The organism is Streptomyces sp. NPDC006602 (assembly GCF_042870385.1).
GTDB lineage: Bacteria > Actinomycetota > Actinomycetes > Streptomycetales > Streptomycetaceae > Streptomyces.
Map to the genome: position 1 here is coordinate 48,824 of NZ_JBIAHG010000001.1, position 22,106 is coordinate 70,929.

At 71.4% G+C, this 22,106-nt stretch carries 18 protein-coding genes and 1 riboswitch; of the genes, 12 read left to right on the forward strand and 6 right to left on the reverse strand.

What is annotated here, in order from left to right; genetic code table 11:
- The first annotated feature begins 8 nt into the window (after positions 1 to 8).
- The gene (locus tag ACFYO2_RS00265; RefSeq protein ID WP_388341932.1) at positions 9 to 716 is read left to right on the forward strand and encodes a nucleopolyhedrovirus P10 family protein; all 708 of its coding nucleotides are present in this window, start codon (positions 9 to 11) and stop codon (positions 714 to 716) included.
- A gap of 4 nt (positions 717 to 720) precedes the next feature.
- Here ACFYO2_RS00265 and ACFYO2_RS00270 read toward each other — a convergent pair whose 3' ends face one another.
- From ACFYO2_RS00270 to ACFYO2_RS00280, 3 genes are all read right to left on the reverse strand, one after another.
- Entirely contained in the window at positions 721 to 1,524 is an 804-nt protein-coding gene (locus tag ACFYO2_RS00270) for an enoyl-CoA hydratase/isomerase family protein (RefSeq protein WP_388341934.1), read from the reverse strand.
- A 150-nt stretch (positions 1,525 to 1,674) separates the two neighbouring features.
- Positions 1,675 to 1,896 carry a helix-turn-helix domain-containing protein gene (locus tag ACFYO2_RS00275; RefSeq protein ID WP_004002281.1) on the reverse strand — a complete coding sequence of 74 codons (222 nt, stop codon included), beginning with the start codon at positions 1,894 to 1,896 and terminating at the stop codon, positions 1,675 to 1,677.
- A 398-nt stretch (positions 1,897 to 2,294) separates the two neighbouring features.
- Positions 2,295 to 3,893, reverse strand: coding sequence for an ABC-F family ATP-binding cassette domain-containing protein (locus tag ACFYO2_RS00280; protein ID WP_388341936.1), 1,599 nt, complete (start codon positions 3,891 to 3,893; stop codon positions 2,295 to 2,297).
- Between the two features lie 253 nt (positions 3,894 to 4,146).
- Here ACFYO2_RS00280 and ACFYO2_RS00285 point away from each other — a divergent pair, with 253 nt between their 5' ends.
- The gene (locus tag ACFYO2_RS00285; RefSeq protein WP_388341938.1) at positions 4,147 to 4,560 is read left to right on the forward strand and encodes a VOC family protein; all 414 of its coding nucleotides are present in this window, start codon (positions 4,147 to 4,149) and stop codon (positions 4,558 to 4,560) included.
- Positions 4,561 to 4,588: 28 nt separating this feature from the next.
- Here the strand turns inward: ACFYO2_RS00285 and ACFYO2_RS00290 are convergent, their stop codons facing one another.
- From ACFYO2_RS00290 to ACFYO2_RS00300, 3 genes are all read right to left on the reverse strand, one after another.
- Entirely contained in the window at positions 4,589 to 6,001 is a 1,413-nt protein-coding gene (locus ACFYO2_RS00290) for a hypothetical protein (protein WP_388341941.1), read from the reverse strand.
- Between the two features lie 189 nt (positions 6,002 to 6,190).
- The gene (locus tag ACFYO2_RS00295; RefSeq protein WP_388341944.1) at positions 6,191 to 7,321 is read right to left on the reverse strand and encodes an alpha/beta hydrolase; all 1,131 of its coding nucleotides are present in this window, start codon (positions 7,319 to 7,321) and stop codon (positions 6,191 to 6,193) included.
- 97 nt (positions 7,322 to 7,418) lie between these two features.
- Positions 7,419 to 8,150: a class II aldolase/adducin family protein gene (locus ACFYO2_RS00300; protein ID WP_388341947.1), complete on the reverse strand. Its 732-nt coding sequence runs from the start codon at positions 8,148 to 8,150 to the stop codon at positions 7,419 to 7,421.
- A 195-nt stretch (positions 8,151 to 8,345) separates the two neighbouring features.
- Between ACFYO2_RS00300 and ACFYO2_RS00305 the strand changes: the two genes are divergently transcribed.
- From ACFYO2_RS00305 to cobI, 10 genes are all read left to right on the forward strand, one after another.
- A complete protein-coding gene (locus tag ACFYO2_RS00305) occupies positions 8,346 to 9,095 on the forward strand; it encodes a lysozyme (protein ID WP_388341949.1) in 750 nt (249 codons plus the stop codon).
- A gap of 153 nt (positions 9,096 to 9,248) precedes the next feature.
- On the forward strand, positions 9,249 to 10,505 hold the full coding sequence (locus ACFYO2_RS00310; protein ID WP_388341952.1) for an anion permease: 1,257 nt from the start codon (positions 9,249 to 9,251) through the stop codon (positions 10,503 to 10,505).
- A 43-nt stretch (positions 10,506 to 10,548) separates the two neighbouring features.
- Positions 10,549 to 10,770, forward strand: a complete 222-nt coding sequence (locus ACFYO2_RS00315; RefSeq protein ID WP_388341955.1) for a hypothetical protein — start codon at positions 10,549 to 10,551, stop codon at positions 10,768 to 10,770.
- Between the two features lie 142 nt (positions 10,771 to 10,912).
- Positions 10,913 to 11,053: riboswitch (cobalamin riboswitch) on the forward strand.
- Between the two features lie 100 nt (positions 11,054 to 11,153).
- On the forward strand, positions 11,154 to 12,095 hold the full coding sequence (locus ACFYO2_RS00320) for a cobalamin biosynthesis protein (RefSeq protein WP_388341958.1): 942 nt from the start codon (positions 11,154 to 11,156) through the stop codon (positions 12,093 to 12,095).
- Positions 12,092 to 13,600: a cobyric acid synthase gene (locus ACFYO2_RS00325; protein WP_388341961.1), complete on the forward strand. Its 1,509-nt coding sequence runs from the start codon at positions 12,092 to 12,094 to the stop codon at positions 13,598 to 13,600. The genes ACFYO2_RS00320 and ACFYO2_RS00325 overlap by 4 nt, the downstream gene beginning before the upstream one ends.
- Positions 13,597 to 17,253 (forward strand): cobaltochelatase subunit CobN, encoded by a 3,657-nt coding sequence (gene cobN / locus ACFYO2_RS00330; protein ID WP_388341964.1) that lies wholly within the window; start codon positions 13,597 to 13,599, stop codon positions 17,251 to 17,253. The genes ACFYO2_RS00325 and cobN overlap by 4 nt, the downstream gene beginning before the upstream one ends.
- Positions 17,250 to 19,271: a putative cobaltochelatase gene (locus tag ACFYO2_RS00335; RefSeq protein ID WP_388341967.1), complete on the forward strand. Its 2,022-nt coding sequence runs from the start codon at positions 17,250 to 17,252 to the stop codon at positions 19,269 to 19,271. Before cobN ends, ACFYO2_RS00335 begins: the two co-directional genes overlap by 4 nt.
- Positions 19,271 to 19,870, forward strand: a complete 600-nt coding sequence (cobO, locus tag ACFYO2_RS00340) for a cob(I)yrinic acid a,c-diamide adenosyltransferase (protein WP_388341970.1) — start codon at positions 19,271 to 19,273, stop codon at positions 19,868 to 19,870. The genes ACFYO2_RS00335 and cobO overlap by 1 nt, the downstream gene beginning before the upstream one ends.
- On the forward strand, positions 19,867 to 21,354 hold the full coding sequence (locus tag ACFYO2_RS00345; protein ID WP_388341973.1) for a cobyrinate a,c-diamide synthase: 1,488 nt from the start codon (positions 19,867 to 19,869) through the stop codon (positions 21,352 to 21,354). Before cobO ends, ACFYO2_RS00345 begins: the two co-directional genes overlap by 4 nt.
- Positions 21,351 to 22,082, forward strand: a complete 732-nt coding sequence (gene cobI / locus ACFYO2_RS00350; RefSeq protein ID WP_388341976.1) for a precorrin-2 C(20)-methyltransferase — start codon at positions 21,351 to 21,353, stop codon at positions 22,080 to 22,082. Before ACFYO2_RS00345 ends, cobI begins: the two co-directional genes overlap by 4 nt.
- Positions 22,083 to 22,106: the final 24 nt, after the last annotated feature.

Genomic DNA, 22,106 nt, shown 5'->3' on the forward strand with positions numbered 1-22,106 from the left:
CTGGAGTAATGACGGCGGACCGGTTGACACAGGCGGTACGACAGCGACTACGGCTGGGCAGACTCCTGCCCCTGGGCGGCCCGCGCGACGGCGCGTGGATCTCGGAGGAGGCGGTGGAAGCGGTGCTCCTGCTCGCGGCTCAGGAGCTGCCCGGCGTACTTCTGGGCCCGCTGCGGATCGGGCTCGCCGACCCGCAGGACGCGCACGAGCCCGCCGTACCGCCGCCACCGAGCGCTCTGCCGCCCGGCCCGCTGCGGGTCGCGGCGGAGTTCGCGGCCACGGCGTCCGAGCCGCTGCCGACGACGGCGGACCGCCTGCGCGCGCTTCTGGCGGCCGCGGCGGAGGGGCTCGGCCTGGCGGTGGCGGAGGTGGACCTGCGGGTGACGGACCTGCTGGACGAGGAGACCGAACCCTCTCCGGTACGGCGGTCCGATGCGGCGCGTCCCGCGGAGGCAGGGGGCGGTGACGAAGGCCGCGTGGCTGCCGCCGTACTGGCGGTCCCGGGCGTGGCCCGGCTGACGGACCTGCTGGGGCGGCCGGTGCGCGTCGAGGAAGGGCAGGGCGAGATCGCCCTCCCACGCCGCCATGTCCGGGTCGAACTGGCGCTGCGCGCGGACCGCCGGGCTCTGGACGTGGCCCGGGAGGTTCGCGTGCAGGCGGAGCAGGCGCTACCGGATCATCCGACGGTGGCGGTGCTGGTGACCGCGGTCGGCTGAGGGGTCATTCACCGACGCCGGCCAGGTCCCGCAGCCGACGTGCCTGGGCGGCCCGTTCGGCGGCGCGCTGGGCTTCGTAGTCCCGGTCCTGGGCGCCGTGCAGCAGCGCCTTGGTCTCGATGACCGCGTCGCGGGGCGCGGCCAGCAGTGCCGCCGCCAGGTCGCGCACCGCGCCGTCGAGCTGGTCCAAGGGCACGGCGACGTTCGCCAGGCCGGTACTCACGGCCTCCTCGGCGTGCACGAACCGTCCGGTCGCGCAGATCTCCAACGCCCGGGCATAGCCGAGCAGGTTCACGAGCGGGTGCGTACCGGTCAGGTCCGGGACCAGGCCCAGGCTGGTCTCGCGCATGGCGAACTGCACGTCGTCGGCGACGACGCGCAGGTCACAGGCGAGCGCGAGCTGGAAGCCCGCGCCGATGGCGTGGCCCTGGACGGCGGCGATGGACACGATGTCGTTGCGCCGCCACCAGGTGAAGCCCTCCTGGAACTCGGCGATGGCGCCGTCGAGTTCGGCGTCGCCACTGCGCGCGAGATCGATGAAGGAGGGCTCGCCCTCGATCCCCTCGGGCGTGAACATCTGCCGGTCGAGGCCGGCGGAGAAGGACTTGCCCTCACCGCGCAGCACGACCACTCGGACGGAGCCCGGCAGCAACCTCCCGGCCTCGGCCAACGCCCGCCACAGAGCGGGATTTTGGGCGTTGCGTTTGGTCGGGTTGGTCAGCGTCACCGTGGCGAGCGCGTCGTCCACGGCGAGCCGTACGCCGTCCTTGTCGAGCAGGGGAACGAGTTCGTGGTCGGGCGAAGCCATGGGGCGCCTCCGATGAGTGCGGTCAGCAGAGCGATGCTAAGTGACTGCACAGTAACCACCCGGCCGATCTGAGGTTCCCCCCGGGCCCCTCAAGGACCCAGGAGGACGACCGACCGGGTGGTCACCATCGAAGCCGATGATCCGCCGGGTTCAGGACGAGGCGGCCTTCTTGCCCCGCGTCGCCCCGCCACGCCCACGAAGCGTGACACCCGACTCGCTGAGCATCCGATGCACGAAGCCATACGAGCGGCCGGTTTCCTCGGCCAGCGCTCGAATGCTCGCACCGGAGTCGTACTTTTTCTTCAGGTCTGCCGCGAGCTTGTCGCGCGCGGCGCCGGTTACCCGGCTGCCCTTCTTCAGAGTCTCGGCCACCCGTGCCTCCTCATGGGAAGTGCGCTCTGGTCTCCTCATGATCACCCCTCCGGGCCGTCATGGCCACCCATTCGGCAAGGTCCGTGAGACACGGTTTTGACGACAGGAGCGCGTCCCCACAAGCGGAATCCGATATTCCGCACGATGGCGTTCGTACCGCCGAACGGGTTCTTTCGTGAAGTACCAGGTCAGGGACGTACGACGGCCGAGCCCTTGTCGATAAAGGGCTCGGCCGAGAAATCGATGTAGGACACACCTCGGTACGAGGAGATCTCACACAGATGATGGATCACCGATGGGCCGAATGATCCAGACGCAGTGGATCACGTCTTCGATCAAGCGTTCCCGACCCGTCACGGTCCGCGGGCGAGGGTTTGGACGGGGGGCCGGGCGGGAGCTCAGGCGAGGGCCACGAGGTCCGCGTAGTCCGCGCCCCACAGGTCCTCGACGCCGTCGGGCAGCAGGATGATCCGCTCCGGCTGAAGCGCCTCGACGGCGCCCTCGTCGTGGGTGACGAGAACGACCGCGCCCTTGTAGGTGCGCAGCGCGCCGAGGATCTCCTCGCGGCTGGCAGGGTCGAGGTTGTTGGTCGGCTCGTCCAGGAGCAGCACGTTCGCCGACGACACGACCAGGGTCGCGAGCGCCAGGCGGGTCTTCTCGCCGCCGGAGAGGACACCGGCGGGCTTGTCGACGTCGTCGCCGGAGAACAGGAAGGAGCCGAGCGTCTTGCGGACCTCGACCAGGTCCAGGTCGGGGTTGGCGGAGCGCATGTTCTCCAGGACCGAGCGCTCCGGGTCGAGGGTCTCGTGCTCCTGCGCGTAGTAGCCGAGCTTGAGGCCGTGGCCCTCGATGACCTGGCCGGTGTCGGGCTTCTCGGCACCACCGAGCAGCCGCAGGAGGGTCGTCTTGCCGGCGCCGTTCAGGCCCAGGATGACCACGCGCGAGCCTTTGTCGATGGCCAGGTCGACGTCGGTGAAGATCTCCAGCGATCCGTACGACTTGGACAGGCCCTCGGCCATCAGCGGGGTCTTGCCGCAGGGCGCGGGCTCCGGGAAACGGAGCTTGGCTACCTTGTCCGACTTCCGCTCGGCCTCGAGTCCGGCGAGCAGCTTGTCGGCGCGCCGGGCCATGTTCTGCGCGGCGACGGTCTTGGTGGCCTTGGCGCGCATCTTGTCGGCCTGTGAGTGCAGCGCGGAGGCCTTCTTCTCCGCGTTCTGCCGCTCGCGCTTGCGGCGCTTCTCGTCGGCCTCGCGCTGCTGCTGGTAGAGCTTCCAGCCCATGTTGTAGACGTCGATCTGGGCGCGGTTGGCGTCCAGGTAGAAGACCTTGTTGACGACCGTCTCGACCAGGTCGACGTCGTGGGAGATCACGATGAAGCCGCCGCGGTAGGTCTTCAGGTAGTCGCGCAGCCAGACGATCGAGTCGGCGTCGAGGTGGTTCGTCGGCTCGTCGAGGAGCAGGGTGTCCGCGTCGGAGAACAGGATGCGGGCCAGCTCGATACGGCGGCGCTGACCGCCGGAGAGCGTATGGAGGGGCTGACCGAGCACGCGGTCGGGCAGGTTGAGCGCGGCGGCGATGGTGGCGGCCTCGGCCTCGGCGGAGTACCCGCCCTTGGTGAGGAACTCGGTCTCCTGGCGCTCGTACTGCCGCAGCGCCTTCTCGCGGGTGGCGCCCGAGCCGTTCGCGATGCGCTGCTCGTTCTCCCGCATCTTGCGGATCAGGGTGTCCAGGCCGCGCGCGGAGAGGATGCGGTCACCGGCGAGTGTGTCGAGGTCGCCGGTGCGGGGGTCCTGCGGGAGGTAGCCGACCTCACCGGAGCGGGTGACGGTGCCCGCGGCGGGGATGCCCTGACCTGCGAGGACCTTGGTGAGCGTGGTCTTGCCGGCGCCGTTGCGACCGACCAGGCCGATGCGGTCGCCCTTGGCGATGCGGAAGGTGGCGGACTCGATGAGGATGCGGGAACCGGCGCGCAGCTCGATACCGGAGGCGGAGATCACGGACAGACTCCAGGGCGGATGGGGTGACGGGAAGGGCGGCTGAGGACGTTCCCGCCGTCTAATGCGCGAGGAGAATGGCCATGGGGTCATTCTAACGGGGCCGTGCAACCACTTTTTCTGCGTGCGGGTGTTCGGGCCGCGTCCGCCGGGGCCGGGGCGGCGGCGGGCGCTGCTCGTGGGGCGTTGTCAGTGGTCGCTGCCACACTGGGCAGCAGGTGACATTTCCGGCGTGGATCACGGGGGAGTGATCGGCATGGCAGGACCGAACGGAGGGCGGCCCAGCATCTGTCCGACCCTGCTGTACGCGAACGCCAAGGCGGCGATCCGGCAGCTCACGGAGGCCCTGGGCTTCACGGAACTGTCGGTGTACGAGGGTGAGGACGGCTCGGTGCTGCACGCCGAGCTGGTACAGGGCAACGGCGGGCTGATGATCGGCTCCAAGGGCCGTGGCGGGGTGTTCGACACGGCGATGAAGGGCGCGGGCCCCTGCGGGGTGTACGTCGTCGTGGACGACGTCGACGCGCATCACCGGCGGGCCGTGGACCACGGCACGGAGATCCTGATGCCCCCGACGGACCAGGACTACGGCTCGCGGGACTACATGGCCCGGGACGCCGAGGGCAACATCTGGAGTTTCGGCACGTACGCCCCAGAGATGGAGGACTGAGGGCAGCCGGAGCGCTGACAGTCCCGCGTCAGCTTCCTCCGGTGTGCACCTGGAAGGCCGCCCGGCGTACCGCCTTCGCCAGCGCCGGGTCGGGGTGCGCGGCGGCGAGCGCGACCAGGACCTGCACGGTGCGGGGGTGACCGACGGCACGCACCTCGTCGAGCAGCATGGGGACGGTCGGCTGCACCGCGGACTCCAGGTGCCGCACCAGCATCGGGGCCTCGCCGTGGTCGGCGACGGCGGCGGCGGTGTCGACCCACAGCCAGGTGGCCTCTTCCCGGGTGAGGACCTCATGGGCGTCCTCCGGGTCGATCCCGTCGTGCTCGGCCAGCCACAGCAGGGCGTACGGCCGCAGCGTGGGCTCCTCGGCCACGGAGCGGACGTCGGGCTCGGCGGGGGCGCCGACGACCCGCAGCGCCTCGAAGGCGAGGCCGCGCAGCAGGGCGTCCTCGCCGCGGGCGGCACCGAGCAGCTCGGTGACGGCGCTGCCGACGGGGCGGGCGGCGAGCCAGGCGCGGTACTCGGCGCGGGCCGCGTTGGGGCGCAGCTGGGCGCAGCCGCGGAGCATGTCCTCGGCCGCCTGCTCGATGTTTCCGGCGGGGCTCTGGGCGGCGACGCAGATCTGCTCCAGCTTGACCCAGACCGCCCAGTTGCCGAGCGGGGTGAGCGTGGCCTGTCCGTCGCCGTAGGTGAGCGCGCCGACGGAGGCGAGGGCGCGCAGGGCCCAGTCGAGCAGGGGGGAGAGCGATGCGTCGGCGAGCTCCGGCGGCGGTACCGGCGCCGGCGCCGGTACCGGCTGCGGGCCGTACGGGATCTCGCAGCGCTCGGTGCGCAGTTCGGTGACCCGCTGCTCGAGGAGGTCGAGGAGCTGCTCCATGGGAACGGGGCCGGCGGACAGCTGGAGGAAGGAGAGCACTTGGGGCATCGCCGAGACGACCTCGGCGACGGCGGCCGGCTCGTGGTCGGCGGGTTCCGGGCAGGCGAGCGACCAGGCGTCGAAGAGGGCGACCCAGCCGCGCAGTACGGCGCTGTCGTCGCGGTCCCAGGCGCGCAGTCGCCAGCCGGGGCGGGCGCTGTCGCCGTGCACCTCGACGAGACCGGCGAGACGGGCGGTGTCCCAGTCCGCGCGGACCTGAGTCACCGTCAGACACAGGTCGGCGGCGGCCCGTTCGGCGGTCTCGTCGGAGAGAGTGCCCTTGATGTCGGGATTCGCGCCGTTCCGGCCGGGGCGCAGCGCGGCGTCCGCCCAGTGGGCGACGCGGGCCGCCGCGGCCAGGCCGGAGCGCGCCATTCTGGCCAGCTCCGCGGGGGCCGGTGTGCCCTCCGGAGGGCGGGGTGCGGGGCGGCGCGGGCGCCGCTGGTTCACGGCTCGGGGGGCGGCGGCCAGGGGTCGCGGGCGGACGAGTCGAAGCCTGGAGTCGCGCGGGATACGGGACGTCACGGGTGCAGTCTTCCGGTTGACGGTCCGAAAACCCAAACGGAATGTCACCGCGGGCGACAGAGACGGTCGATGCCGGGCCCTCGCGGGGGGCCGGAGGCCGAGATCAGGCCAGTGGTACGGCGTTAAACGGAAGCTGCGGGACCGGGAACTCACGGGGGTGGTGCGGGGCGGGTGGGATGAGCCGTCGTGTCACATCAAGGGCGTGAGGAAGCGGCGCATGGCCTCTTCGTAGGCCCTGGGGTCGGCGTTCCACATGGCCGCGTGGGGCGCCTGGCGAACCGTGTGGAGGGCGACCCGGTCGGAGCGGGTCGCGGCGAGGCGGCGGGAGTGGTCCCAGGGAGCCACCATGTCGTCCGGGCCGTGGAAGAGCAGGGTCGGCGGCTGGTCGAACCGCTCGGGGGCCGCGGTGGCGTCGACACGGTCGCCGTACAGGCCGGTGCGGCCCTGCGCGGCGCGTACCGCGAGCGGCAGGAGGGCGCCGGGTGTGCGGCGGGCCGAGGCGAGGGCGCGCAGGGTCGCCTCCCAGCTGAGGACCGGGGAGTCGAGGACGAGTCCCGAGATCCGCTCACGCAGACCGGAGTGAGCGGCGGCGCGCAGCGCCATCGTGGCGCCGGTGGACCAGCCGTGCAGGACGACCTGCCGGGCGCCGTTGCGGACGGCGTGGTGGATCGCCGCGTCCAGGTCGCGCCACTCGGTCTCGCCGAGGTGGTTCAGGCCGTCCGGCGGGCGGGGGCCGCCGAGGTCGCCGCGGTAGGCGAGGGCGAGCACCGGGAAGCGGTGGCGGTGCAGGAACTCCATCACGTTCATGGAGTGTTCGCGGGTGGTGCCGAGGCCGTGCACCGCGATCACCCAGGTGCCGCGTACGCCGGGCACGAACCAGGCGGGCAGGGTGCCGAGTTCGCCGGGGACGTCCACGTCGTCGTGGTCCAGGCCGAGGGCGGTGCCGGGGTCGCCGATGTAGACGTTCGGGGTGAGCCAGACCTTGTCGCCGGGCCTCAGGGTGCCGTGCGTGACGCGTTCCAGGCGGCGTACGACGGTGTCGGCGGAGTGGGATTCCGTGCGGAGGACGGGGCCGACGACCGCGTGCGAGCGGTCGCCGACGAGGCCGTACGTGCCGGGGCGCAGGGCGGCCAGGTCGCGGGTGAGCGCGATCCGGCCGGCCGCTGTCGCGTGCACGGTGAGCCGGGGTTCGGTGGGCAGGGGGCGGCCCGGGGGCGCCTTGAGCGCGGCGTCGCTGGCGAGCCGGCCGGCGGCGATGCCGGCGGCGCCGGCAGCCAGGGCTGCGGTGAGGGCGGCGGCCGTTGCGGTGACAGTGCGCACCCGTCCAGTGTCCGGGCGGACCTCGCCGACGGCCAGTGGGAGGGCGGTGCGGGCTGACTCCTCGGTGGATGGGGGGAGTCGTACGGCGGTCGGCGGCTCAGCCTCGCTGTCCGTACCCCTGTAGGCGTTCCGCCGCCGCCGCCAGTTGCGCCTCGGACAGCAGGGTCGGCGACAGCCCCGGCACCGAGGACGCCGTCAGCCACAGGCGGCACATCCATTCCAGTTGGGCCGTGCGGTTGTAGGCCTGGTCGAGGGTGGTGCCGTAGGTGAGGGTGCCGTGGTTCTGGAGGAGGCAGGCGGAGCGGTCCTCGAGGGCGTGGAGCACGTTCTCGGCCAACTCGTCGGTGCCGTATGTGGCATACGGGGCAACTCGGACGGGGCCGCCGAGCGCGCCGGTCATGTAGTGGATCGCGGGGAGCTCGGGGACGAGCGTCGAGACGGCCGTGGCGTGCACGGCGTGGGTGTGCACGACGGCGCGGGCGTCGGTGGTGCGGTAGACGGCGAGGTGCATGGGCAGTTCGCTGGTGGGGACGAGAGTGCCGAGGACCTGCCGGCCGTCGAGGTCGACGCCGGTGACGTCGTCCGGCGCGAGCCGATCGTAGGGGACGCCCGACGGTGTGACCAGGACGGTGTCCTCGACGCGCACCGAGACGTTGCCGGAGGTGCCGACGACCAGTCCGTCGGACACCGTCCGGCGGGCCGTCGCGACGAGCACCTCCCAGGCATGCGCCTCCTCGGGGCGCACACTCCTCCCCCGCGGCTCCCGCACATCCTGTGCATCTTCCCGAACGCCCCGCACGCCCCCTGGATCCCGCCGCTCCTCAGCCATGCGGCGATCCTGCCAGGCATGGCGTCAACCCGCCGCCGGGCGAGGGCACTTTAGGCCGGACCGGCCCCCTCCGAAAGATCGCATATGGGCATACATGGTCTTCTTCGATCGATTGGCCGGAGATCACCGGAGATTCGATGATCTCCCAGTACTCTCTGGGAGATTTGTCGTGCACGTCGCCATTCGGGGGGACATATGGCCCGTGATCGCAATCCGTCCTGCCGCCACGCCCGCATCTTGGCGGTGTCCGTGGCGGCACTCACCGTCGGGGGGACGGCCCTCGCCGAGACGCCCGCCTCGGCGGCCAGTCTGCCGAAGGGGCACGACGTCTCTTCCCACCAGAAGAACGTCGACTGGCAGAAGGCCGGCACGAAGGGCGCCAAGTTCGTCTACGTCAAGGCGACCGAGTCCACCACCTACCGCAACCCGTATTTCGGCCAGCAGTACAACGGCGCGCGCAACGCGGGCATCATCCGCGGGGCGTACCACTTCGCCCTGCCGGACAAGTCGTCCGGCAGGGCGCAGGCGGCACACTTCGTGCGCAACGGCGGCAGATGGAGCGCGGACGGCTGGACGCTCCCGCCCGCGCTCGACATCGAGTACAACCCGTACGACAAGAAGCACAAGTGCTACGGCCTGACCAAGGCCAAGACGATCAGCTGGATCAAGTCGTTCAGCGACGAGGTCAAGCGGCTCACCGATCGCCGACCGGTGATCTACACCACCGCGCACTGGTGGAACACGTGCACCGGCGGCAGCCGCGCCTTCGCCTCGAACCACGCCCTGTGGGTGGCCCGTTACAACTCGGCGGACGCGGGAGCGCTGCCGGGCGGCTGGTCGTTCTGGACGATCTGGCAGTACGACAACGGCGGCAGTCTGCCGGGTGATCAGAATCTCTTCAACGGGTCCCTGAGCCAGCTGAGGAAGTTCGCCAGAGGCAGCTAGCCGTGCGGCGCCTGGGCCGCGCGGAGCGGGCGGGGTGCGGCGGTACCAGAACCATCGACTCCGGACACCGTGCGGCCCTGCTCAGTTCACCTTCCGTTCATTCAGGTTACCTACGTTCGTCCGGCCAATGACCTCGAACGATTGCCTGGGTAAATGGAAAACTTCTCGCTGATCCTCGCGATTGTGGTGGTAACCGCACTTGCGTTCGATTTCACGAACGGTTTCCACGACACCGCCAACGCGATGGCCACCACCATCTCGACCGGTGCGCTCAAGCCCAAGGTCGCGGTGGCCATGTCCGCCGTGCTCAACCTTGTGGGCGCTTTTCTCTCCGTGGAGGTCGCCAACACGATCTCCAAGGGTCTCGTCGACGAGACCGGCATCCGTCCCGAGGTCATCTTCGCCGCCCTGGTCGGCGCGATCCTCTGGAACCTGCTGACCTGGCTGGTGGGACTCCCCTCCAGCTCCTCCCACGCCCTCATGGGCGGCCTCATCGGCGCCACCATCGCCTCGGCCGGTTTCGGCGCGGTGCACGGTGACGTCCTGGTCACCAAGGTCCTGATCCCGGCGATCGCGGCTCCGATCGTGGCGGGCCTGGCCGCGATGCTCGCCACCCGCCTGTCCTACTCCCTCGGCAAGAAGGCCGACGGCAAGGCCGCCGTGAAGGGATACCGCAGCGGCCAGATCGCCTCCGCCGGCCTGGTCTCCCTGGCCCACGGCACCAACGACGCCCAGAAGACGATGGGCATCATCACCCTCGCCCTGGTCGCCGGCGGCGTCGTCGCCCCCGACTCGGACCCGCCCACCTGGGTCATCCTCTCCGCGGGCCTCGCCATCGCGCTCGGCACCTACCTCGGCGGCTGGCGCATCATCCGCACCATGGGCAAGGGCCTGACCGAACTCCAGCCGCAGCAGGGCTTCGCCGCCCAGACCAGCGCGGCCACGGTCATCCTGGCCTCCTCCCACCTCGGCTTCTCCCTCTCCACCACCCACTCCGTCTCCGGCTCGGTGATGGGTGCGGGCCTTGGCCGCAAGGGCGGCGTGGTCCGCTGGTCGACGGCGACCCGCATGTTCGTGGCGTGGGGTCTGACCCTGCCCGCCGCGGCCCTGGTGGGCGCGCTCGCGGAGTACGTGACCGGGTTCGGCGCCTGGGGCACCGCCCTCGTCGCCGTCTTCCTCATCGCCTCCAGCGTCGCGATCTGGAAGCTCTCCCGCCGCGAGGTCGTCGACCACACGAACGTCAACGACGCCGAGGAGCCGGCCGGTGTGGTCACCACGGCCATCGCCGCCGTGACGCCGCCCCCGGCGGGCACCGTGACCGAGGACCTCACGGCCACGATCCCGGCCCCCGCTGCGGCTGCGGCCACCGCCGCCGACCCCGCGGCCCCGCCGGCCGCGACCACCGTCTGAGCCCCGCCACCCGGGCACCAACCGGCATGAAGGAAGAACCAGCATGAAGATCGACTGGGCGGCTCTCGGCTCCGTCTTCGGCGTCAGTCTCGTCATCACCGTGGGTCTCGTGACCCTGTTCACCCTCGGCATCGTCGGGCTGTCGCGCCAGGAACGGGCGGCGGCGCAGGGCGGATCCGCGGGGCTGGCGGTGACGGGGGCGTACGTGTGCTTCTCGGCTTGCGCCGCGGCGGTGGGGTACGGGATCTACCTGATCATGGCCTGACGTCACATCTGCCGGGCGGGTACGGGACCTTGTGTCCCGTACCCGCCCGGTCGCCGTTCCACCGCACGTCACGGGCACGGGCGCCCCCTGCGATGTGGGCTTCTGCACACTACGCTCCCGCAGGTCAACAGCAAGTTGACGGCCCTTCCGGCCCCGTGGTGGACTGCCGGAGCCATGTACGGCGGCAGGAGAGGAAGCCGGTGTGAGTCCGGCGCGGTCCCGCCACTGTCACCGGGGTAGGAAGCCCCGGGAGCCAGGAACTCTCACCGCCGATCTCGTCGAACCAGGGCGCGGACACCCTGAGTGAGGACACATCGCCATGCGCGGCTACCGTTTGAGGTTCAACACCAGCGCCCTGTCTGTGACAGCGGTCGGCTGAGTCCATGCGTGCCGATCGCGTTTTCGCGTACGGCGCCGCCGCCGGCCTTCTCGGCGACCTGCTCCTCGGCGATCCCCGCCGAGGACACCCGGTCGCCGCGTTCGGGCGGGCCTCGGGTGCCGTGGAACGGGTGTTGTGGCGGGACCACCGGGGGTGGGGCGCGCTGCACGCCGTCGTGTGTGCCGGGGGTGCTGTCGCCCTGGGAGCCGTGGCCGCTCGTGTCGTTGGTCCGTCTCCTGCCGCTTCCGTCGCGCTGACCGGCGCGGCCACCTGGGCCGTGGTCGGGGGGACTTCGCTCGCGCGCGAGGCTCGGGTCATCGGGCGGGCGCTGGAAGCGGGGGACGTCGACGCCGCGCGGGCTCGGCTGCCGCATCTGTGCGGGCGTGATCCGCAGGCCCTCGACGCCGACGGGATCGCCCGGGCCGTGGTCGAGTCCGTCGCCGAGAACACGTCCGACGCGGTCGTGGGGGCACTGGTGTGGGGGGCCATCGGGGGTGTGCCCGGGCTTCTCGGGTTCCGGGCCGTCAACACCCTCGACGCCATGGTCGGGCACAAGTCGCCCAGATACCGGCGGTTCGGGTGGGCTTCGGCCCGGCTCGACGATCTCGCGGGGTGGCCGGGGGCACGTCTGACGGCCGTACTGGCCGCGGTGGCCGGTCCCGACCCGCGGGGGGCCGTACGTGCCTGGCGTGCCGACGCCGCGATGCATCCGAGTCCCAACGCCGGGCCCGTGGAGGCGTCGTTCGCGGGGGCGCTCGGGGTGCGGCTCGGCGGGACCTTGTCGTACGGAGGACGGATCGAGCATCGGCCCGTGCTCAATGGGGACGGACGGGCCGTCGCCACACACGATGTCGAACGGGCCGTACGACTCTCGCAGCGCGTCGGTCGGCTCGCGCTCGGCGTCAGTGTCGCCGCACGGCTCCTGGTGAAGGGGCGTACGTCATGAGCGGTGGTCTTCTCGTCGCCGGCACCACCTCCGACGCCGGCAAGAGTGTCGTCACCGCGGGGATCTGTCGGTGGCTGGTGCGGCAGGGGGTCAAGGTCGCGCCGTTCAAGGCGCAGAACATGTCCCTGAATTCGTTCGTGACACGAGAAGGGGCCGAGATCGGGCGGGCTCAGGCCATGCAGGCGCAGGCCTGCCGGGTCGAGCCGACCGCGCTGATGAATCCGGTGCTGCTGAAGCCGGGCGGTGAGCAGAGCAGTCAGGTCGTGCTGCTCGGGAAGCCGGTCGGTGAGCTCAGTGCGCGGGGGTATCACGGGGGGCGGCAGCAGAAGCTTCTCGGGACCGTTCTCGAGTGTCTCGCCGAGTTGCGGGGCACGTATGACGCGGTGATCTGTGAGGGGGCCGGCAGCCCGGCCGAGATCAACCTGCGGCGGACGGACATCGTGAACATGGGGATCGCCCGGAATGCCGGGCTGCCTGTGCTCGTGGTCGGTGACATCGATCGTGGCGGTGTCTTCGCCTCCTTCTTCGGGACGGTCGCGCTGCTCTCGCCCGAGGACCAGGCGCTCGTCGCCGGGTTCCTCGTCAACAAGTTCCGGGGGGACGTGTCCCTGCTGGAACCCGGGCTCGACATGCTCCACGGGCTCACCGGGCGGCGCACGTACGGCGTCCTGCCCTTCCGACACGGGCTCGGGATAGATGAAGAGGACGGGCTTCGGGTCTCCCTGCGGGGGACGGTCAGGGAGTCGGTCGTCGCCCCGCCCGTCGGGGAGGACGTGCTCAGGGTCGCCGTCTGTGCGATCCCGCTGATGTCCAACTTCACCGACGTCGACGCGCTGGCCGCCGAGCCGGGTGTCGTCGTGCGGTTCGTGGACCGGCCGGAGGAGCTGGCCGACGCCGATCTGGTCGTCATTCCGGGGACCCGGGGGACGGTCAGGGCGCTGGAGTGGCTGCGGGAGCGGGGGCTGGCCGAGGCGATCACGAGGAGGGCAGCTCAGGGACGGCCGATCCTCGGTGTCTGCGGCGGTTTCCAGGTCCTGGGCGAGCACATCGAGGACGAGGTCGAGAGCCGGCGAGGTCATGTCGAAGGGCTCGGGATCCTTCCCGTCCGCGTGCGGTTCGCCCGCGAGAAGACCCTCACCCGGCCCGTCGGCGAGGCCCTCGGGGAACACGTCGAGGGGTACGAGATCCATCACGGGGTCGCCGAGATCAACGGCGGTGAACCCTTCTTGGACGGCTGCCGGGTCGGCGGCACCTGGGGCACGCACTGGCACGGCTCGCTGGAGTCGGACGGGTTCCGGCGGGCCTTCCTGCGTGAGGTGGCGGCCGCCGCGGGCCGTCGTTTCGTGCCGGCCGCCGACACCTCGTTCGCCGCGCTGCGCGAGGAGCAGCTCGACCGGCTCGGCGACCTGATCGAACAGCACGCGGACACGGACGCGCTGTGGCGGCTCATCGAGTCCGGCGCGCCGCAAGGACTGCCTTTCATTCCACCGGGAGCGCCCGCATGAGCACAGTGTTGTTGTTGTCGACCGCCGACACGGATCTGCTGGCGGCCCGGGCCGCTTCCGATGCCTCGTACCGGATCGGCAATCCCACCCGGGTGGATGTCGCGGAGGAACTTCCGGGGCTTGTCGAGGGCGCGGACATCGCCGTCGTACGACTACTCGGCGGCAAGCGTGCCTGGGAGGACGGGCTCGCCGCCCTCAAGGCCTCGGGGATCCCGACCGTCCTGCTCGGCGGGGAGACCGTGCCCGACGCGGAGCTCATGGCCGAGTCGTCGGTGCCCGCCGGTGTGGTGGCCGAGGCGCTGCGGTATCTCGTCGAGGGCGGGCCCGCCAACCTCACCGAGCTCGCGCGGTTTCTCTCCGACACCGTGCTGCTGACGGGTGAGGGGTTCCTCGAGCCGCAGAAGATGCCGGAGTACGGCGTCCACGGGGAGCGTGCCTTCGTCGGGGGTCGCCCCACCATCGGCGTGCTCTTCTACCGCGCCCACGAACTCAGCGGCAACACCGCCTTCGTGGACACCCTGTGCGACGCGATCGAGGCGAAGGGCGCCAACGCCCTTCCCGTGTACTGCGGTTCACTCCGCGACGCGGATGCCGGGCTGTACGAGATCCTCGGGACCTCGGACGCCCTCGTCGCCACCGTCCTCGCCGCCGGCGGCGCGCACGCCTCGCAGGCGTCGGCCGGCGGTGACGAGGAGGCCTGGGACATCGGGGCACTCGCCGACCTGAACGTGCCCGTGCTGCAGGGACTTTGCCTCACCTCCTCCAAGCAGGCATGGTCCGAGTCCGATGCCGCCCTCTCCCCCATGGACGCGGCGATGCAGGTCGCGATCCCGGAGTTCGACGGGCGGCTGATCACGGTCCCCTTCTCCTTCAAGGAGCAGGGGCCGGACGACGTTCCCGTGTACGTCGCCGACCCTGAGCGGGCCGCACGGGTCGCCGGGATCGCCGTACGGCACGCGGTACTGAAGCACAAGCCGAACCCGGACAAGAAGCTCGCCCTCGTCTTCACCGCCTATCCGACCAAGCACTCGCGGGTCGGCAACGCCGTGGGACTGGACACGCCCGCTTCGGCGATCCGCGTCCTGGACGCGCTCCGGGACGCCGGTTACGTCGTCGAAGGGCACCCCGACAACGGCGACGAGTTGATCCACCGGCTGATCAACGCCGGTGGGCACGACGTCGAATGGCTCACCGAGGAGCAGCTCGCCGCCGCGCCCGCGCGGGTGCCGCTCGCCGACTACCGGGCCTGGTTCGACAAGCTCGACCCGAAGCTGCGGGAGCGCATGCTGGAGGCGTGGGGCGAGCCGCCGGGCAGCCTCTACGTGGACGGGGACGACATCGTGCTCGCCTCGCTCCAGTTCGGGAACGTCGTCGTGATGATCCAGCCGCCGCGCGGCTTCGGCGAGAACCCGATCGCGATCTACCACGACCCGGACATGCCGCCCTCGCACCACTACATGGCGGCCTACCGCTGGCTGGAGAACAGCTTCGGCGCCGACGCCATCGTGCACATGGGCAAGCACGGCACGATGGAGTGGCTGCCGGGCAAGGGCCTCGGGCTCAGCGGGGGGTGCGCTCCGGACGCCGTCCTCGGGGAGCTGCCGCTCGTCTACCCGTTCATCGTCAACGACCCCGGCGAGGGCACCCAGGCCAAGCGCCGCGGGCACGCCACCGTCGTCGACCACCTCGTACCGCCCATGGCGCGCGCGGACACATACGGCGACCTGGCCAAACTGGAGCAGCTGCTCGACGAGTACGCGCTCGTCTCCGACCTGGACCCGACGAAGGCGCCGGCCGTGCGGGCGCAGATCTGGACGCTGGTGAAGGCGGCCGAACTGCACCACGACCTGCACGTCGACGACCAGCCGGACGACGAGGCGTTCGACGAGTTCGTCATGCACATCGACGGCTATCTGTGCGAGATCAAGGACGTGCAGATCCGGGACGGGCTGCACATCCTCGGCGGCGGTCCGGTCGGCGAGCCGCGTGTGAACCTCGTGCTCGCGGTGCTGCGGGCCTCGCAGGTGTGGGGCGGGCAGGCGAACGCGCTGCCGGGCCTGAGGGCTTCACTGGCCGCCCATTTCGGCCTCGGCGAAAAGGAGTTGCTCGCCGAGCCCGGGGCGCCGGTCAAGGCCCCGGTGGAGCTGACGGACCTCGTCGAGGGTCCCGCCCGCTCGGCCGCCGACGCGATCGACCTGCTGGAGCAGTTGTGCCGGCGGATCGCGGAGGGCATGGAGGCGCGGGGGTGGGCGGTGGCCGAGGCCGCTCCTCTGGTCAGGGGCGTCCTGGGCGTGGAACTCCCGGACGCCGTCGCCGTGGTGGAGTTCGCCTGCACCGAGGTCGTGCCTCGGCTGGCGAAGACCACCGACGAGATCGGGCACATCCTCAAGGCCCTGGACGGCGGTTACGTCCCGGCGGGCCCGTCCGGTTCGCCGACGCGTGGCCTGGTCAACGTCCTGCCGACCGGCCGCAACTTCTACTCCGTCGACCCCAAGGCCATTCCGTCCAGGCTGAGTTGGGAGGTCGGTCAGGCTCTCGCGGACTCGCTCGTGCAGCGGTACCTCCAGGACACCGGCGAGTACCCGAAGTCCGTCGGCCTGACGGTGTGGGGCACCTCCGCGATGCGCACCCAGGGCGACGACATCGCCGAGATCCTGGCGCTGCTGGGTTGCCGCCCCGTCTGGGACGACGCCTCGCGCCGGGTGACCGGCTTCGAGGTCGTGCCCCTGGCCGAACTCGGGCGTCCCCGCATCGACGTCACGGTCCGCATCTCCGGCTTCTTCCGGGACGCGTTCCCGCACGTCGTCGGGCTGATCGACGACGCCGTGCGCGCGGTGGCCGAGCTGGACGAGCCGGCCGACAAGAACTTCGTGAAGGCGCATGCCGACGAGGACACCGCCGAGCACGGCGACCGGCGGCGCGCGACGGCCCGTATCTTCGGCTCCAAGCCGGGTGCGTACGGGGCGGGGTTGCTGCCGCTCATCGACGCGCGCAACTGGCGCTCGGACGCCGACCTGGCCGAGGTGTACGCGGTGTGGGGCGGCTACGCCTACGGGCGCGGGCTCGGCGGGCGGGCGGCGCGCGGGGACATGGAGACGGCGTTCAAGCGCATCGCCGTGGCCGCGAAGAACGTCGACACGCGTGAGCACGACCTCGTCGACGCCGACGACTACTTCCAGTACCACGGCGGCATGGTCGCCATGGTCCGGCACCTGACAGGTGCCTCCCCCGAGGCGTACGTCGGTGACTCGGCCACCCCGGACCAGGTGAAGACCCGCACGCTCGGCGAGGAGACACACCGCGTCTTCCGCGCCCGGGTGGTCAACCCGCGCTGGATGGCGGCGATGCGGCGGCACGGCTACAAGGGTGCCTTCGAGATGGCGGCGACCGTCGACTACCTCTTCGGGTACGACGCCACGGCCGGGGTCGTGGACGACTGGATGTACGAGAAGCTCAGCGCGGAGTACGTCTTCGACCAGGAGAACCGGGACTTCATGAAGAAGTCCAACCCCTGGGCGCTGCGCGGCATCACGGAACGGCTCCTGGAGGCCGCCGACCGCGGGCTGTGGGCCGAGCCGGACGCCGACACGATCGAGCGGCTGCGGGCTACCTACCTGGAGCTGGAAGGCGACTTGGAGGGCGACGACAAGTGAGTACCCCGTTCCCGTTCACGGCCGTCGTCGGCCAGGACGATCTGCGCCTCGCGCTGCTGCTGAACGCCGTGTCCCCGGCGGTCGGCGGTGTGCTGGTGCGCGGCGAGAAGGGCACCGCGAAGAGCACGGCGGTGCGGGCTCTTTCGGCGCTGCTGCCGGAGGTGTCCGTCGTCTCCGGATGCCGTTTCTCGTGCGACCCCGCGGGGCCGGACCCGGCGTGCCCGGACGGGCCGCATGAGCCCGGCAACGGCACCGCGCGCCCGGCCCGCATGGTCGAACTCCCCGTCGGCGCCTCCGAGGACCGGCTCGTGGGCGCCCTCGACATCGAGCGGGCGCTCTCGGAGGGCGTGAAGGCCTTCGAGCCAGGACTGCTGGCCGACGCGCACCGCGGCATCCTCTACGTCGACGAGGTCAACCTCCTCCACGACCACCTGGTCGACCTGCTCCTCGACGCGGCGGCGATGGGTGCGTCGTACGTCGAACGCGAGGGTGTCTCCGTACGGCATGCGTCGAAGTTCCTGCTGGTCGGGACCATGAACCCCGAAGAGGGCGAGCTGCGGCCGCAGTTGCTGGACCGGTTCGGGCTGACCGTCGAGGTCGCGGCCTCGCGGGAGCCCGACCAGCGGGTGGAGGTCGTACGGCGGCGCCTCGCGTACGACGACGACCCGGCCGGTTTCACCGCGCGGTGGGCGCACGAGGAGAGTGCCGTACGGGCGCGGATCGTGGCGGCGCGGAAGCTGCTGCCGTCGGTCCTGCTGGGCGACGGGGCGCTCCGGCAGATCGCGGCGACCTGTGCCGCCTTCGAGGTGGACGGTATGCGGGCCGACATCGTGATGGCCCGGACGGCGAGTGCGCTGGCGGCGTGGGCCGGGCGGACCGAGGTGCTCGCGGAGGATGTACGGCAGGCCGCGCTGCTCGCGCTGCCGCACCGCAGGCGGCGTAATCCCTTTGACGCGCCGGGACTTGACGAGGACAAGCTCGACGAGACCCTCGAGGAGTTCGGGGGCGGGTCCGAGGACGAGGATCCGGATCCCGATCCGGACGGGCCCGGTGGGGGCGGCGGGCAACCGCCTTCCGGGGGGCCCGACGAGGGGCCCGACGAAGGGGGCGACACCGGTGCGCGGCCGGAGGCCGGGGAGGAGGGCGGCGAGCCTCGGTCTTCCGGTGGCGGCTCGGCTGAACAGCAGCCGGCGCGGGCCTCGGAACCCTTCCGTACCAAGATGCTGAGCGTGCCCGGACTCGGTGAGGGTGCCGCGGGGCGGCGTTCGCGGGCGCGGACCGAGCACGGGCGGACGACGGGTGCGCGGCGGCCTCAGGGGGCGCTGACCAAGCTGCACCTGGCGGCGACCGTGCAGGCGGCCGCTCCGCATCAGCGGGCGCGGGGGCGGTCGGGGCGCGGTCTCGTCGTACGCCGTGATGATCTGCGGCAGGCTACGCGGGAGGGGCGCGAGGGCAATCTCGTGCTGTTCGTCGTCGATGCTTCCGGGTCGATGGCTGCCCGGCAGCGGATGAGTGCGGTGAAGGGCGCTGTGCTGTCGCTGCTGCTCGATGCCTATCAGCGGCGGGACAAGGTGGGGTTGGTGACCTTCCGGGGGTCGGACGCCGAGGTCGCGCTGCCGCCGACCTCCTCGGTCGACGCCGCGGCGGTTCGGCTGGAGTCGCTGCCCACCGGTGGGCGGACGCCGCTCGCGGCGGGCCTGCTGCGGGCGCACGAGGTGCTGCGGGTGGAGCGGCTGCGGGATCCCGCGCGGCGGGCGCTCGTCGTGGTCGTGACGGACGGGCGTGCCACGGGTGGGCCGGAGCCGGTTGCGCTGGCCGGGCGGGCGGCCCGTCTGTTCGCGGCCGAGGGGGTCGCGTCGGTTGTCGTGGACTGCGAGTCGGGGCCGGTGCGGCTGGGTCTTGCCGGGCAGCTCGCGGGTGAGCTGGGCGGTACGGCCGTGACGCTGGACGAGCTGCGGGCGGACTCCATCGCCGGGCTGGTCAGAGACGTTCAGGGGAATTCGAGGAGGGCCGCGTAATGCCGCAGGGACAGCCGAGTGTCGTACCCGAGGACGGTCTGACGACTCGTCAGCGTCGTAATCGGCCGCTTGTCGTCGTGCACACGGGGATCGGGAAGGGCAAGTCCACCGCTGCCTTCGGGCTGGCGCTCAGGGCCTGGAACCAGGGGTGGCCCATCGGGGTGTTCCAGTTCGTCAAGTCGGCGAAGTGGAAGGTCGGTGAGGAGAACGCGCTGCGGGTGCTGGGGGCGTCCGGCGAGGGCGGGACCGTCGACTGGCACAAGATGGGCGAGGGGTGGTCGTGGGTGCAGCGCGACGATCAGATGGACAACGAGGAGAAGGCGCGGGAGGGCTGGGAGCAGGTCAAGCGGGACCTGGCGGCCGAGACGTATCGGCTGTATGTGCTGGACGAGTTCGCCTACCCGATGCACTGGGGCTGGATCGACACCGATGAGGTCGTCTCCGTGTTGCGGGACCGGCCCGGGACCCAGCATGTCGTGATCACCGGGCGCAACGCTCCCGAGAAGCTCGTCGAGTTCGCCGATCTCGTCACCGACATGTCCAAGGTCAAGCACCCGATGGACGCCGGGCAGAAGGGGCAGAGGGGCATCGAGTGGTGACTTCTTCCGTCCCTCGGCTGGTCATTGCCGCGCCCTCTTCGGGCAGCGGCAAGACCACCGTTGCCACGGGGTTGATGGCCGCGTTCGCCGCGCGGGGGCTCGCCGTGTCTGCGCACAAGGTCGGGCCGGACTACATCGACCCCGGGTACCACACGCTCGCCACCGGGCGGGTGGGGCGGAATCTCGACGCGTATCTGTGCGGGCCGGAGTTGATCGGGCCGTTGTTCGCGCATGGCGCGCGAGGGTGTGACATCGCCGTCGTCGAGGGTGTGATGGGGCTGTACGACGGGGCCGCCGGAGAGGGGGAACTCGCGTCCACCGCCCATGTGGCGAAGTTGCTGCGGGCGCCGGTGGTGCTGGTGGTCGACGCCTCGTCGCAGTCGCGGTCGGTGGCGGCGCTGGTGCACGGGTTCGCGTCGTGGGATCCGGGGGTTCGGGTCGGGGGCGTGATTCTCAACAAGGTCGGGTCGGATCGGCACGAGGCTTTGTTGCGGGAGGCGTTGGAGTCGGCGGGGGTGCCTGTGCTTGGGGTGCTGCGGCGGGTGGATCAGGTGTCGACGCCCTCGCGGCATTTGGGGTTGGTGCCGGTTGCGGAGCGGCGGGGGGCGGCTGTGGAGGCCGTTGCCGCGATGGCGGAGCAGGTTCGGGTGGGGTGCGATCTGGAGGCGTTGGTTGCGCTGGCGCGGGGGGCTGGTGCGTTGTCGGGTGCGGCTTGGGATGCGGTTGGGGTCCTGGGTTCTTCGCCCCCGCCGCCCCTTCCCGTCCCGTCTCTGGGGGCCGCGCCCCCGGACCCGCGCTTTCGGCCCGAAGGGTCTCGTCCTCAAACTCCCCCAGAGGGGGGACCCGCAGACGGGCTGGATGGTGCCGGGCAGGGCGTGAGAGCACCCGTGATCGCCGTCGCTGGTGGGGCCGCCTTCACCTTCTCCTATGCCGAGCACAGCGAGCTGCTCACCGCCGCCGGTGCCGAAGTCGTGGCCTTCGATCCCCTCCGGGACGAGCAACTTCCGGACGGTACACGCGGGTTGGTCATCGGTGGCGGGTTCCCCGAGGTGTATGTCTCCGAGCTGTCCGCCAACGAACCTCTGCGCAAAGCCGTTGCCGCGCTCGCAGAGAGTGGTGCTCCGATCGCCGCCGAGTGTGCCGGGCTGCTGTATCTGGCCCGGGAGCTCGACGGGCAGCCCATGTGCGGGGTGCTCGATTCCGACGCGCGGATGGGTGAGCGGCTGACCCTGGGGTATCGGGACGCGGTGGCCGTGAGTGACAGTGTGCTTGCCGTCGCGGGGACGCGGATGCGGGGGCACGAGTTCCATCGGACGGTCGTCGAGCCGGGGGCGGGGGCCACTCCCGCCTGGGGTGTGCGGACGCCGCGGCGGCGGGTCGAAGGTTTTGTGGAGCGCGGTGTGCACGCGAGTTACCTGCACACGCACTGGGCGTCAGAGCCCGGTGTGGCCCGTCGGTTCGTGGAGAGGTGCCGGACGTCATGAGCAGCAGGTTGATCGGAGTCGGGGTCGGGCCCGGGGATCCGGAGCTGGTGACCGTCAAGGGCGTCAACGCTCTGCGGGCGGCAGACGTGGTCGTCGTACCCGTCATGGACGGAGGTGAGCGGGGGCGGGCGGAGGCCACCGTGCTGCACTACGTACCCGAGGAGAAGGTCGTACGGGTCGTGTTCGCGCTCAACGAACGCAGTGACCGGGCGCGGCGGGAAGCCGCCTGGGATGCCGCCGGGGAGCGGGTCGTGCGGCTGCTCGAAGCCCATGGGTCCGTCGCCTTCGCGACCATCGGCGACCCGAACGTGTACTCCACCTTCACCTATCTCGCGCAGACCATCGGCGAGCTGGTGCCGGGCGTCGTCGTGGAGACCGTGCCCGGGATCACCGCGATGCAGGACCTCGCGGCGCGGTCGGGGGCGGTTCTGACGGAGGGGACCGAGCCGTTGACGCTGGTGCCGGTCACCGCCGGGGCCGCCGTGCTCAAGGACGCGTTGAACGGGCCCGGCACCGTCGTCGCCTACAAGTTCGGGCGGCAGGCGCGGGAGGTGGCCGAGGCGCTGCGGGAGAGCGGGCGGATCGGCGACGCGGTGTGGGGGTCGGCGCTCGGATTGTCGGAGGAGTCCATCCGGCCGGCCGCCGACCTGGACGGGGAGCCCCTGCCCTATCTCTCGACGCTCATCGCGCCCGCGCGGCGCGACGGCGGGCGGGGCGGCAAGCTGTGACACCCCCCAGAACATCGCTCCGCG

What these genes read in the sequence shown, in the direction of transcription:
- ACFYO2_RS00265 (WP_388341932.1), top strand. Translation starts at nt 9, where the DNA reads ATGACGGCGGACCGGTTGACACAGGCGGTACGACAGCGACTACGGCTG.
- ACFYO2_RS00270 (WP_388341934.1), bottom strand. Translation starts at nt 1,524, where the DNA reads ATGGCTTCGCCCGACCACGAACTCGTTCCCCTGCTCGACAAGGACGGC.
- ACFYO2_RS00285 (WP_388341938.1), top strand. Translation starts at nt 4,147, where the DNA reads ATGGCAGGACCGAACGGAGGGCGGCCCAGCATCTGTCCGACCCTGCTG.
- ACFYO2_RS00300 (WP_388341947.1), bottom strand. Translation starts at nt 8,150, where the DNA reads ATGGCTGAGGAGCGGCGGGATCCAGGGGGCGTGCGGGGCGTTCGGGAA.
- ACFYO2_RS00305 (WP_388341949.1), top strand. Translation starts at nt 8,346, where the DNA reads ATGGCCCGTGATCGCAATCCGTCCTGCCGCCACGCCCGCATCTTGGCG.
- ACFYO2_RS00310 (WP_388341952.1), top strand. Translation starts at nt 9,249, where the DNA reads ATGGAAAACTTCTCGCTGATCCTCGCGATTGTGGTGGTAACCGCACTT.
- ACFYO2_RS00315 (WP_388341955.1), top strand. Translation starts at nt 10,549, where the DNA reads ATGAAGATCGACTGGGCGGCTCTCGGCTCCGTCTTCGGCGTCAGTCTC.
- ACFYO2_RS00320 (WP_388341958.1), top strand. Translation starts at nt 11,154, where the DNA reads ATGCGTGCCGATCGCGTTTTCGCGTACGGCGCCGCCGCCGGCCTTCTC.
- ACFYO2_RS00325 (WP_388341961.1), top strand. Translation starts at nt 12,092, where the DNA reads ATGAGCGGTGGTCTTCTCGTCGCCGGCACCACCTCCGACGCCGGCAAG.
- cobN (WP_388341964.1), top strand. Translation starts at nt 13,597, where the DNA reads ATGAGCACAGTGTTGTTGTTGTCGACCGCCGACACGGATCTGCTGGCG.
- cobO (WP_388341970.1), top strand. Translation starts at nt 19,271, where the DNA reads ATGCCGCAGGGACAGCCGAGTGTCGTACCCGAGGACGGTCTGACGACT.
- cobI (WP_388341976.1), top strand. Translation starts at nt 21,351, where the DNA reads ATGAGCAGCAGGTTGATCGGAGTCGGGGTCGGGCCCGGGGATCCGGAG.